Raw genomic sequence first — 13176 nt, 5'->3', positions numbered from 1 at the left:
ATTTTGTATTTATCATTAAACACTTCTCAACGCATCAATTGGATTAAGCTTAGAAGCCTTCCGTGCTGGTGCAATGCCAAAAATAATCCCAATGGCAGCAGAAAATCCGAAAGCAAGGACAACGGTGAATACCGAGAGTGCAAAACTTGCACCAATCAAAAAACATACGGCATAAGCAATTAACGCCCCCAGCAATAAGCCAATCGTTCCGCCAAAGAGTGATAAAAATACCGCCTCCAGCAGAAACTGCTGTTGAATCCGCTTGGGCTCTGCCCCAAGGGCTTTTCTTAGCCCAATTTCGGTCGTTCTCTCTGTAACAGAAACAAGCATCATATTCATAATCCCAATGCCGCCGACAATAAGTGAAATGGAGGCAATCCCGCCCAGCATGAGCGACATCATAGTTGTTACCCTATTAATGGAAGACAGCATATCCTGCATATTGATAATGGTAAAGCCGTCTTTATTGTAGTTAAATGCCCGGTTTAAAACAGCCTCGATATCACTGGTTATTTTTTCAGAATCATTGGCATCGCTCATAAACACGTCAACATTGTTAATATATCCAGTTCCTAGCAGGCTCATGGAAGTGGTATAAGGAATAATGACTGCATCGTTATTAGAAGAATCCGAAAAACTGCTTGATTCTTTAAGTGTTCCAATCACCGTGTAGGTTACGCCTGCTATTTGCATTTTTTTGCCAATCGGGTTTTCCCCCCAAAACAGTTCCTCTGCAATATTGGCCCCGATAAGGCATACTTTATTTTCACTATCAATATCCAAAATATTGATGCCCCTGCCAGTTTCAATCAGGTCTTTCGTCTTAGAAAAATACACATCATTTTTTCCTTGAACGAACACATCCTTTTTTTCATTTCCGTTATAGACTACCGTTGTGTTCCCTGTAAGAGTCGGTGAAACTCCGGCAACATTCTCAATTTCTGATAGCTTTTGAATGTCGCTGTCGAGTATGCCTTGTTTAAGTGGTGTTCCGATAGCTTGAACAGTTATTTTATCGGCCCCGAAAGAAGAAAACTCGCTTGTCATTCCGTCCATCGCACCTTTCACGATCGTAATCAATGCAATAATGGAAGCAACGCCAATCACAATACCGAGCATCGTTAAGAAGGAACGCATTTTATTATGAATAAGATTCATCCAAGACATTTTGATGTTTTCCTTAAACATAAGCAAACTCCTCTCTCAGTTTTCCGTCTAATATACGGACAATTCTGCTGGCATTTTTCGCAATTTCAATATCATGTGTAATCATGATAATCGTTTTTCCTTCTTCATGAAGCTCATGAAATAGCTCTATAATTTGCTGGCCCGTTTTTTGATCGAGTGCACCGGTTGGTTCATCAGCCAGCAATATAGTTGGGTTCGTCACCATTGCACGTGCAATGGCTACCCTCTGCTGCTGCCCTCCGGAAAGCTGATTTGGGCGATTTTGCAGTTTTTCACCAAGTCCTACTCTCTCGAGCATATCCCTTGCTCTTTGTTTTCGGTCCTTTTCCTGGACTCTGGCATAAACGAGTGGAAGCTCCACATTTTGTATCGCATTAAGCCTTGGAAGCAGCTGAAATTGCTGAAAAATAAAGCCGACCTCCTTGTTGCGGATTGCAGCAAGAGACTCTTCATCCAGTTCATCAACCTTTTGATTCGACAAATAATAATCACCACTTGTCGGGGAATCGAGGCATCCTATAATATTCATCAGTGTTGATTTCCCTGAACCAGATGGCCCTAATATGGCTACAAAATCCCCTTTATTTACTGTCAGATTAATATTGTTTAAGACCACCTGCTCTTCCTCACCCATCACGTACGTTTTTGTGATTTGAGTTATGTTTAAAATTTGTCCGCTCATTCTTGATTACCTCCATGCATCATCGCCGGAGCCGCATTATCTTTATTGATGATCATCACTACATCACCCGAGTCAATACCTTCTTTAATCTCAATGATAGTACCGTCGTTAATGCCAGTTTGAACATATTTTTTGACTTTGTCACCTTTTTCAGTAGGAATCAGAACGTATGGCTTATTTTTGCTGTCAAAATTGATTGCTTTCATGGAGAGCGTAATGATACCCGATACGTTTTGTTTCAATATTTTCGCCTCTGTACTCATCCCTACTTTAATCGCACCGTCACTGTTGAGGTCAATCGTTGCAGTAAAATAGGAAACACCGTTTTCGTTAGCTGCTTCCTTCGAAATAGCTGAAACCGTCCCTTTAATTTCTTTTTCGAGCGCATTTACAGCTACAATCACTTCCTGCCCAACGGAAAGGTATTTAAGGTCGTATTCATCAACTTTAACGGTTGTTTGTAAAACGGAATAATCGACGATGTCGACTAATTGCGCCCCTGCCATTACTTCCGCGTTTTTCTCCAAATAGATTTTTGTGATTTCTCCGTTAATTGCTGCTTTTATTTTTTTACCATCTTTGGTTTCTAGCAAGATATCGCCGCTTTTCACCTGGTCACCTGCTTTTACCTTTATTTCCTTAATCTGCATTGGATCATCACTAGTAATTGTCTTTCTGTTTTTAGCTTCGACAGTACCCGAGAAGTTGTAGAAGGTGGTAATATCGTCAATTTGAGCTGTTTCCTTTTCGAATGTTCCTAATCCCTCTGGCGTAAAGATTACTGCTGAAATGATGGCAATTGCTAATAGTCCAAGTATTGACCAAATTACTATCTTCTTTTTACCTGTCTTTTTTTGGTTTGTACTCATAAATTAATCCCCTCCCTTATTGGATAATTTCATTTTACGGCGGCTCCCTTTCCTTCTAACCGCAGACTTTTAGATAACCCACCGCAGGAATTGGTGGTGCCTCCGCATGATTTTGAGGTGTGGATTTTTCGGAAAATATGGTGTTCACAGTAAATTAATGTAGGATTTTCCGGGTATATTATGAATATCAGAATGTAATCAGGAGGAAGAAAAAGTGAGTAACAAGACCCTATCCTTTTTTGCTTTAGGCGGCATTAATGAAATTGGAAAAAACATGTATGTGATTCAATATCATGACGATATCGTGGTGATTGATGCCGGCGGAATGTTTCCTGATGAAAGCTTGCTTGGAATTGATTTGATCATCCCAGATGTGACCTATTTGGAAGAAAACCGTGAGAAAATCCGGGCTTTAGTTGTGACCCACGGGCATGAAGATCATATCGGCGGAGTCCCTTATTTTTTAAAAAAATTAAATGTACCTATTTATGCAACACGTTTTACGCTCGGTTTGATTGATTTAAAATTGGCTGAGCACCGGCTCAAACGGGATACAAAGCTTGTACCGATTGATGCTGATTCAGAGTTAGAATTTGGCGAGATTAAAGTTTCCTTCTTCAAAGTCAGCCATAGTATTCCGGATTGTCTGGGAATTGTTTTTCATACGCCGGAAGGGAATGTCGTTCATACAGGGGACTTTAAATTTGATCTAACTCCGGCCAATAACCAATATTCCGATATACATAAAATGGCAGAGATTGGCCAGAAAGGCGTTATGGCGTTAATTTCGGAAAGTACGAATGCTGAACGAAAAGGGATCACTCCTTCTGAGCAAATGGTAGGCAGCCATATGTTGGAAGCTTTCCTGCGGGCTAGGGGAAAAATTTTCGTTTCAACCTTTGCTTCCAATGTAAATCGTGTGCAGCAAGTCGTGGAAGCCTGTATTGAGACAAATCGAAAGCTGGCCTTGCTGGGCCGAAGTATGGTGAATGTCGTAGATGTTGCCATTGAACGTGGCTATTTGCATGTACCGGAAGGGATGCTGATAGAAGCAGGCGAAATCGAAAAACTTGCCCCCGAACGAGTCGCCATCCTATGTACTGGAAGCCAGGGCGAACCAAATGCCGCTCTCGGACGGCTGGCAAGCGGAAGCTATCGGGATGCTTCGATTTATCCCGATGATACTGTAATTTTGGCAGCGTCCCCTATTCCCGGGAACGAAAAGGATGTTTCCCGGATTATCGATAACTTGTTTCAGCGTGGCGCGCATGTTATTTACGGTTCCGGAAGCTCAACCGGGATGCATGTATCGGGCCACGGTTACCAGGAAGACCTAAAACTGATGCTTACGCTGATGAAGCCCACTTACTTTATTCCGATTCACGGCGAATACCGGATGCTTCACCATCACCGGATGCTTGCGGAATCGGTTGGAGTGGAAAAAGGAAATACCTTTATTATCCGGAATGGGGATGTCGTGGATATTCAAGACGGGGTTGCGAGGCAGACTAGATCCGTCCCTGCTGGTGATACATATGTTGACGGCGTGAGTGTCGGTGATGTGGGGGAGATTGTGCTGCGTGATCGGAGGCAGCTGTCTGAAGATGGCATGCTGGTAATCGTCTTAACATTGAGCAAACGGGACCAAAGGATTATCCAAGGACCGGACACGATTACGCGCGGATTTGTGTATGTAAAGGAATCTGAGAATTTGATGAGGGAAATTAACAGCCTTGTCAAAAAGACGGTTAATGACTTACAAGAAGAAAACATTCGGCAATGGAACGTCATCAAACAAAACATCAAGAAGACTGTAGGACAGTATCTCTTTAAAGAAACGAAAAGAAAACCGATGATATTGCCGATTATTATTGAGATATGAATGTATGAAAAAAAATTGCCCGGCACCTTCTACAAAGTGCCTGGCAATTTTTTTCGGTTTAGGAGTGAAAATTGAAGATTCGCAGATATAATCAAAAATTCGCATATATCCATTAAAAATCCGCGGATATAATGGATGACCCGGATTTTTTTATTAAAAACCAATTTCCGGTTCGCTATTTAAGCATTTTAACGTGTTCCTGCAACCTAGAAATATACGTTTCACTTAAAAAACCGCTCCCGCCACGGATGATTTCCTCCAGATAATGGTCAGGCGATACTGTTTCAGGGTCTTTCGAAACGACTATAAATGTTAGTACATCTTTGATTGTCTGTCCATTCATCTTGACATCAATTAAAGCAGGACGGTAGAGGAGAGTATGAACGCCCTCACGCCTGTATAAATATTCGAGACATTCATATGGAATCTCATATACCTTCCCTTCCACAACGCCTCCATCTTCCACAATGTCTGCCCGCCCGCCGTCAGGCAGCTTTTTTGTAAACCGAAGGGTGTAACCCTTAAGCTCTGCAACCCCGGCTAATTTTTGAAAATAATGATCGACCCCAGCGAGCTTAAACCTCGCATGGTCCAAACAGCTGCCATAAGCGAAATACAATACGTTCCCATTTTGTTTCTCAAACTGATATACCTTCCAGTCACCAAATGGTATTGGCGTTTGCAGCATGCTTTTGTTGTGGTTGGCAACCGTATAAATAAAGGCTTCCGTTTCTCCGCCATCATGATAAATGCTCTGCTTTTTCCGGTCATATAAATTGTTGCGGCCTTGTTCTTCATAACCCTCCAATTGGTCGAGACTACGCAGATGACCGTCAGATACAAGGTACAATTCTCCATAAACTGTTTCTGTTTGCGATTTTTTAACTGCCGGATAACCTAATCCAGTATCAAAAAGGCTCCCATTTGTCCAGGCTTGCTCTGCAACCAGCTCCGCATCCTGTAGTAAATAATGATATTTCTCATTTCTTCTTAATGTTCCATAAACGAAAACGTAATGTTTGTTCATTTTTCCAGCAGTCCCTTTCTTTGTGCTTTATTCAGCAATTCTAAACCAATCTTTACTTCGTCACAAAAACCTCAGATTCCTTTTAAAGTTAGTTTAATATTTTATGGATACCTTTCAATACATGGACTTCTAGTTTTCTGGAAATAATAGCATTTAGCTAAAGAAAGGGGCTTATTAATGGATCGTGAAATTTTCAGAATAATAAATAAACTAGCTGGACGTTATCGTTTTTTGGATATGATTATGATCATAATTTCGAAAAAAGCTCGTTATGTATATGTTTTATTATTAGTTATCTTGTGGTTTCGCAATAAGAACTATAAAAAACTCACATTATTAACGGGAGTCTCTGTTGGGGTAACCTATATTTTCACTTTTATAATAAATATTATCAATTATAAACCAAGACCATTTTTGAACCATGAAGTAAATGTATTACCGCCTGTTCCTTCAAAAAAGGATTCATCCTTTCTAAGTAGACATACAATACTGGCGTTTGCAGCAGCTAATTCCGTGCTTTTATATCACCGATTATTCGGCAAAATAATGTGGTATTTAGGAATATTTATTGGAATCTCGCGGATTTGGATGGGGCATCATTACCCAATTGAAATTATTAGAAGTGCTTTATTCGGAAGTATTACTAGTTTCATTGTTCATATTTCGAAAAAACATTGGGATCCAATTATATCCCGCATTATTTATTCATATAATCGTTATTGTTCTTATTGTAAACTCCGGTAAAAACGATATTAGCGGGAGTAGCCTTAAGGTTCCTCCCTTTTTCACTTGTGTAATTGGATAAACCCTCTAATTAATTGGTTGAACTCGGAAGCGGACTTTGTTGGAATCTGGTGCTTTTCTTTGATAAACTTTAATTCATTATGAGGGAGCTTTTCATTTAATATTTTTGCATATTTATGAAAGGCTTTGTCCTTTTCACCATAAATCAATAAAATCGGATGGTGAATGGTATGTAATTGATTGGTACAGTTATATTCCAAGCTATAATTGTAATATTGAGCGATGTTTCGTGTATCACCAAACAGGGATTCATGATACATGGTCTTAAAGGTTTCTTTTGAATCGGAATTACCCCAGGAAATCCCTAGGGCGAGTAAACGTTTGGCTCCTGTTTTGGCAAGCATCCGTGCCATTACAATTCTTTTTTCGTTATACCAATCAAATACCTCAGACATTCCACTGACAATTATCCCGCATAATGCCCGGTCAGGAGTTGTCAATAAAAATTCCAAGACAATGGAACCTCCGGTGGAATATCCGCAAAGATATGCTTTTGAGATTCTTAGATGGTCCAAGAGATTCCGTATGTCATCCGCTATTAACCGATATGTAAGTGGTTGTTCTGAATAAGAGCTCTGGCCATGTCCACGAATATCAAAACAGATAACTTTGTAATGTTTCGATAAATCATCCATCTGGTATTTGAAATTTGCACTGGTAAGCAAGGGAGGATGGATAAATACAATGGGAACCCCTTCCCCTTTCACATTGTAGTACAGTCTGATTCCTTCCTTTTCAAAAATAGGCATCGTTAACCCCTCCTTTATTTCATATTTCAACTGGCTTTAATATTCAAAGTCTGTATTTAGGTTTACTCCTTCATGAAGCTCTTATTCCAAAAAGTAATGCTTCTAAATTTCAAGGATCAATAAATCATGGTAAAATGATGATAATATGGAGTATTCAAACATAACGTATTATTATATTTCCGGAATGAAGGGTTACCGTTGACAAAAATTTCGAACATTAATACCAATAAAACAAATCACTTTTTTATAACACTCTTCATTGCTCTTATCGGCGCACTGATATTTCAATTCCTTCATACCCCCATTCCTTGGCTTTTAGGACCCATGACTGCTGTATTCATTGGCTCGAGGTTTAATCGAATTAATTTATATTGGCCTAGATGGATTCGAGATATTGGATTAATCATTGTTGGTTATTCGATTGGGCTGTCCTTTACCAAAACAGCTCTTTATCAAATTGCGGCAAATTTGCCTTCCATGCTGTTAATGACCACTTTACTAATTTGTTTTTGTGCCGGCATTGCTTTTGTTGTAGCAAAGTTGACTGACGTTGATTATCCGACTGTTCTAACCGGAAGTATCCCCGGTGGTCTATCGCAAATGATTACCTTTGCCGAAGAGATGAAGGGAATTGATATTACAACGGTGACGTTTCTTCAGGTTGCCAGATTAATGATGATTATCTTTTTTGTACCGTTTCTTGTGTTCGGGCCGCTTTTTCAGAATACAGGAAAGGGCCATACAGGTTCATCACTTTTGCAAAGCGCAGATCAAACATCTGCTGGGAATTTTCCTCTGATGCTAATTTTATTTGCTGTCATTAGTGTTCTAAGTGCCCTGCTAGCGAAAAAAATAAAGGCTCCTACGCCGTTTTTGCTTGGACCGATATTGGGAACAGCTGTCTTGACGATTGGCGGCCTTCACGGACCTGACCTCACGCCGCCTGTATTAGACCTGTCGCAATTTATGATTGGCGGCTATATAGGACTATTGTTGAAACCTGAAAAACTGACAAATAAAGCAAAAGTCATTACCCTTGCCATTATCAGCGGGGGATTGATGATTCTCTGCTCTTTGGGATTAAGTTTGCTTTTGGTATACTTTCGATATTTCACTCCATCCACCAGCTTCCTGAGTGTCGCCCCGGGAGGAATGGATCAAATGGGCATCCTTGCTCATGCAATAGGGGCGGACTTATCAATGGTGAGTGGCTTTCAGCTATTCCGGCTGTTTTTCATATACTTTGCCGTCCCGCCAATCCTAAGATGGATATTCAAAATCAAAAAAAACGCAAAATCTACATAGACTTACCAGCATAACAAAAAGTGTAAAACCCGATAAGGTCTTACACTTTTTTTATTATGCTGTTTTCATTTGTTTTTGCTCCTATGCGACCAGTCTGCTTGTTTTTTCTAGCGTTGGGGCACATAGAAAGGCTATATGCGACCGGTCCGCTTGTTTTTTCTAGCGTTGGGGCACATAGAAAGGCTATATGCGACCGGTCCGCTTGTTTTTTCTAGCGTTGGGGCACATAGAAAGGCTATATGCGACCAGTCCGCTTATTTTTTCAAGCGTTGGAGCGCATAGAAAGGTTATATGCGACCGATCAGCTCATTTTTTCAAGCGTTGGGGCACATAGAAAGGCTATATGCGACCAGTCCGCTAGTTTTTTCAAGCGTTGGAGCGCATAGAAAGGTTATATGCGACCGGCCCGCTCATTTTTTACAAGCGTTGGGGCACATAGAAAGGCTATATGCGACCAGTCCGCTAGTTTTTTCAAGCGTTGGGGCGCATAGAAAGGCTATATGCGACCAGACCACTAGTTTTTTCAAGCATTGGAGCGCATAGAAAGGTTATATGCGACCGGTCAGCTGATTTTTTCAAGCGTTGGGGCACATAGAAAGGCTATATGCGACCAGACAAGTTATTTTTCCAAGTGTTCGGTCGCTTAAAGCAATTCAATATGTTATTTCTTCTTACTTGGAGCAGTTTTTATGTTATGAAAGCAACAATCTTTTAGAAAAGAACCTTTTATAATAAAATCGTCCGCCTTAGGTGGACATTTGTCTTTTTGTGGTGCCTGACACCAAATAGACGCGTTCAGGGCGGCCAACTGTGCCATAAGCTAAATCGGCTTCGATTTTGTCGTCGGCGACGAGGTGTTCGAGGTAGCGGCGGGCGGTGGTGCGGCTGACGCCTATTTCTTTGGCGACGCGTTCAGCAGTGAGACCGCCCTCTGCTCGTCGGAGTACTTCCATTACCTTATCTAAAGTAAGCGGGTCGATGCCCTTTGGAAGGTAAGGCTTGTCCCCCGCTCCTGCGGTACCTTCAACATCCTTGCGCAACAGCTGGTCGACCTGTTGCTGGGTGACGTGCGGATTATCTTGTCCCAATTGAACAAGCTTTCTATGAAACTCTTGATACCGTAGCAATGATTGCTTGAAACGCTCAAAGACAACTGGTTTAATGATGTAATCAAAGACACCTATACTAATTGCCTCTTGAACTTTATCAATCTCTTTCGTGGCCGTAATCATAATGACGTCCATTTGCTTTGCCTGCTGTTTTGTTTCCTTCAGCAAATCCAGTCCGTTCATATCCGGAAAATAAACATCCAGCAGAAGCAGGTCCGGCTGCAAAATCTCGATTAACGTTTTGGCTTCCACATAACTTGCGGCAATCCCAACGGTTTGAAAACCTTCAATCTGCTCCAAAAACCGTTTCTGGATTTCCGCGACACGCAAGTCATCCTCAACAATTAACACTTCGATATCTTGGTTCCCCTTCATTCATATTCCCCCTGCTTTTTGGAATCGCTACAGTAAAAATCGACCCTTCACCCCTGCTCGACGAAAAGGTCACGTAACCCCCTAATTCGTGAATCTCCTTTTGAACGAGACTAAGACCGATTCCAGCATTACTGCCTGATTTCTTTGTTGAAAAACCCTCTTTAAAAATCTGTTCTGCAAACTCGGCGTCAATCCCTTCACCGTTATCTTCTACTTCGATAATCAATTCTCTGCCAAGGTCAGTTAAAAACAAGGAAACGATTTTGTCTGCCTTGTCATTTGCCCTTACGGCTTCAAAAGCATTGTTGACGAGATTGCCAATAATCGTTACTAGTGAATCCCTGCTGATGTCACTTGGGAGATCCCTAAAACTGCTTTCACTATCAATCGAAAACTGAATTTTCAGCTCGCTAGCCAGGCTGACTTTTCCAAGAATAAATCCGGCAATAATCGGATCAGGAATTTCCTTCATTAAAAATCGAATGAACCCTTGGGTAACATCCACTTCTCGCGAAATGAAATCGATTGCCTCTTTATAGGAACCTAACTGAATTAACCCCAACAATGTATAGAGACGATTGGAATACTCGTGTGTCTGAGCGCGCAGCCCTTCTGCATAGGCCTTGACATGAGATAATTCCTGAAGCAGGTGGGCCAATTCAGATTTATTCCGCAAGCTCGCCACTGCCCCGATAACGTCACCTTTGTTGTTAAAAATAGGCACACGATTGGCTAAAAAGACTTCACCAAAAATCATGAATTCCGTATCATATTCGGCTCGCCCCGTCCTGACAACATCGTGCAAATGCGTATTTTCAAGCACTTCTTCAATCCTTGTCCCGCGAAGAGGAATATCGCAAGGCACCTGCAATATTTTATGTGCGGTTTCATTGACTACCGTTATTCTTCCTTTCGTGTCAATTGCAATAATCCCTTCATGGATGGATTCAAGGATTGCATGCTTTTCCTGATACATCCAGGCAATTTCCTTTGGCTCCAGCCCGAAGAGTGCCTTTTTAATATTAAACGAGATTAATATAGCCGCCAAAAGACCGCCTAATAAAATAATCATGATGGCCCAAAAGACCTTTTTCTGAATGCGCGCCACTTCTTTTTCAATATCCGTCTGCAGGTAACCTACTGAAACGACGCCGATAACCTGTCCATCTTTAAAAATCGGGGATTTTCCTCTTAAAGAAGGTCCAAGTGTCCCAATTGATTCCGAAATAATAGATTCTCCTTTAAAAACACGTTCGTTATCTCCCCCGACCATTTTTTTGCCTAAACGATTAGGGTTAGGGTGTGAATAACGGACCTCGTCTTGATTTCCAATAACAATGAATTCTGCATCCACCTGTTTGCGTATTTTTTCCGCAATAGGCTGAATAATGGAAGCGGGGTTCTCCGCATTAAATGCCTTTTGTATTTCCGGCATGTTCGCAATTGATTGAGCAACGGATAACGCCTTCGTGCCAATCTCATGCTTTAAATTCGTTTCCATGATATTTTTAAACGTAAATTCTATGATGGTCCCCATGATAATAATAACTATAGAGATTCCCAGCATCAGTTTTGTATGTAAACGCATGCAAACACCTCTATCTTAATAATATATTAAAAAAACTCCTTTAAAAAGGAGTTTTTTGTAATCTTCAGATTTATCCCTCAACATTAATGATAACCTCTTTGCCCCTTCGCTTCATCAGGAATGGCACAACGAGCCATAATAGGGTGATTATTAGAAAAATTAATGATATTGGGCGGGAAAGAAATACCGTGTAATCACCGTTAGAAATGGTCAATGCTCTTCTCAGGTTATTCTCAATCATCGGGCCTAAAACAAGTCCAAGAACAAGTGGAGCAATCGGATAATCATTTTTACTTAAAAAGTAACCAAGAACACCGCAGGCTAATAATAAAAGTAAATCGTAAGTCGATACTTGGACTGCATAAACACCGAAAATCGAGATGGCGATAATCATAGGAATCAAGTATTTCTTAGGGGTCTCAATAATTTTTGCAAACACCTTTACAAGCGGCAGATTTAGGATTAATAGCATTAAATTGCCGATGAACATACTGGCAATCAAGCCCCAAGCAACTTGCGGATGGTCCTCAAACAATAACGGACCCGGCTGTACATTGTACATCATCAGCGCTCCCATTAAGATAGCGGTAGTCCCTGACCCAGGAATACCGAGTGTTAACAATGGAATCATCGCACCGCCGGATGCTGCGTTATTGGCCGATTCCGGTCCTGCTACCCCAGCAATCGCACCAGTACCAAATTTCGATGGATTTTTTGAGACCCTTTTTTCTAGCAAATAGGAAAAGAAAGATGCCAACGTTGCACCTGCACCAGGCAAGATACCGACGAAGAAGCCTAGGATGGAACCGCGTGCAATTGGGGCTGCTGATTCCTTGAATTCTTCCTTAGAAGGCAGCATATTGTTGATTCTAGCAATTTCACCATCTTCTTCTTCTTTTTCAAGGATCGTCTTGAACACCTCTCCGACTGCAAATAATCCAACCGCAATCGTTAAGAATTCTATCCCCTGATACAACCATGGGACATCGAAGGTAAACCGGGCAATCCCCGAGACGTTGTCAATACCAATCGTTCCCAGCAATAATCCGCTAACCGTCATAATCAATGCTTTCGTAACCGATTTTCCCGCTAAACCGCTGACAGCACCAAGTCCTAAAAGCATTAGTGAAAAATACTCCGCCGGTCCAAATTTAAGTGCCACGTTAGAAAGCGGCTTTGCCATAACGATAAGGGCGATAAGCGTAAAAATTCCTGCCACAAACGAGCCGATTGCGGCAATGGACAGGGCGCTCCCCGCTCTCCCTTTTTTAGCCATTTGATAACCGTCCAATGTGGTTACAACTGAGGACGATTCTCCTGGCGTATTTAATAGAATCGATGTTGTCGAACCGCCATACATCGCCCCGTAGTAAACACCAGCAAGAAGAATGATAGCGCTGGTCGCTGCCTGCTCCGGCGGAAGTCCGCCGGTTATCGATGCTGTTACCGGAATCAAGAGCGCGACACCGCTCATAGGTCCAATTCCCGGAAGCACCCCTACCGCGGTACCAATTAAAACCCCGACAAATGCAAATAGAATATTATACCAGACAAGTGCGGTTCCAAAACCTTGTAATAAATAATCTAGTGTACCCATA

The 13176-nt window shown here is 41.5% G+C and carries 11 protein-coding genes; 3 read left to right on the top strand and 8 right to left on the bottom strand.

Annotated features, from left to right (window positions below; translation table 11 throughout):
- Positions 1–15 precede the first annotated feature (15 nt).
- From QNN06_RS13740 to QNN06_RS13730, 3 genes are read right to left on the bottom strand one after another with little or no spacing between them, the layout of a single operon-like run.
- Positions 16–1188 carry an ABC transporter permease gene (locus tag QNN06_RS13740; protein WP_284037730.1) on the bottom strand — a complete coding sequence of 391 codons (1173 nt, stop codon included), beginning with the start codon at positions 1186–1188 and terminating at the stop codon, positions 16–18.
- Positions 1181–1870 carry an ABC transporter ATP-binding protein gene (locus QNN06_RS13735; RefSeq protein ID WP_284037729.1) on the bottom strand — a complete coding sequence of 230 codons (690 nt, stop codon included), beginning with the start codon at positions 1868–1870 and terminating at the stop codon, positions 1181–1183. The genes QNN06_RS13740 and QNN06_RS13735 overlap by 8 nt, the downstream gene beginning before the upstream one ends.
- Positions 1867–2739, bottom strand: coding sequence for an efflux RND transporter periplasmic adaptor subunit (locus QNN06_RS13730; RefSeq protein ID WP_284037728.1), 873 nt, complete (start codon positions 2737–2739; stop codon positions 1867–1869). The genes QNN06_RS13735 and QNN06_RS13730 overlap by 4 nt, the downstream gene beginning before the upstream one ends.
- A 214-nt stretch (positions 2740–2953) precedes the next feature.
- Between QNN06_RS13730 and QNN06_RS13725 the strand changes: the two genes are divergently transcribed.
- Positions 2954–4621 (top strand): ribonuclease J, encoded by a 1668-nt coding sequence (locus tag QNN06_RS13725; RefSeq protein WP_213115831.1) that lies wholly within the window; start codon positions 2954–2956, stop codon positions 4619–4621.
- A 175-nt stretch (positions 4622–4796) separates the two neighbouring features.
- On the opposite strand, the gene QNN06_RS13720 is transcribed toward QNN06_RS13725, so the two are convergent.
- Complete coding sequence (locus QNN06_RS13720; RefSeq protein ID WP_284037727.1) at positions 4797–5648, bottom strand: gamma-glutamylcyclotransferase family protein; 852 nt, start codon at positions 5646–5648, stop codon at positions 4797–4799.
- 177 nt (positions 5649–5825) lie between these two features.
- On the opposite strand from QNN06_RS13720, the gene QNN06_RS13715 reads away from it, so the two are divergent.
- On the top strand, positions 5826–6392 hold the full coding sequence (locus QNN06_RS13715; protein WP_213115833.1) for a phosphatase PAP2 family protein: 567 nt from the start codon (positions 5826–5828) through the stop codon (positions 6390–6392).
- Between the two features lie 41 nt (positions 6393–6433).
- On the opposite strand, the gene QNN06_RS13710 is transcribed toward QNN06_RS13715, so the two are convergent.
- The gene (locus QNN06_RS13710; protein WP_213115834.1) at positions 6434–7201 is read right to left on the bottom strand and encodes an alpha/beta fold hydrolase; all 768 of its coding nucleotides are present in this window, start codon (positions 7199–7201) and stop codon (positions 6434–6436) included.
- A 198-nt stretch (positions 7202–7399) separates the two neighbouring features.
- Between QNN06_RS13710 and QNN06_RS13705 the strand changes: the two genes are divergently transcribed.
- Complete coding sequence (locus QNN06_RS13705) at positions 7400–8506, top strand: AbrB family transcriptional regulator (protein WP_254124789.1); 1107 nt, start codon at positions 7400–7402, stop codon at positions 8504–8506.
- Positions 8507–9252: 746 nt separating this feature from the next.
- Here QNN06_RS13705 and QNN06_RS13700 read toward each other — a convergent pair.
- From QNN06_RS13700 to QNN06_RS13690, 3 genes are all read right to left on the bottom strand, one after another.
- A complete protein-coding gene (locus QNN06_RS13700) occupies positions 9253–9990 on the bottom strand; it encodes a response regulator (protein ID WP_284037726.1) in 738 nt (245 codons plus the stop codon).
- The gene (locus QNN06_RS13695) at positions 9953–11578 is read right to left on the bottom strand and encodes a sensor histidine kinase (protein ID WP_284037725.1); all 1626 of its coding nucleotides are present in this window, start codon (positions 11576–11578) and stop codon (positions 9953–9955) included. Before QNN06_RS13695 ends, QNN06_RS13700 begins: the two co-directional genes overlap by 38 nt.
- A gap of 70 nt (positions 11579–11648) precedes the next feature.
- A complete protein-coding gene (locus QNN06_RS13690) occupies positions 11649–13175 on the bottom strand; it encodes a tripartite tricarboxylate transporter permease (RefSeq protein ID WP_284037724.1) in 1527 nt (508 codons plus the stop codon).
- Position 13176 lies beyond the last annotated feature (1 nt).

This window comes from Neobacillus sp. 114 (assembly GCF_030127045.1).
GTDB classification, from domain to species: Bacteria; Bacillota; Bacilli; order Bacillales; family Cytobacillaceae; genus Neobacillus; species Neobacillus rhizophilus.
Note: the sequence above shows the minus strand (reverse complement) of the source record. Positions and strands in the feature narration are given on the sequence as shown.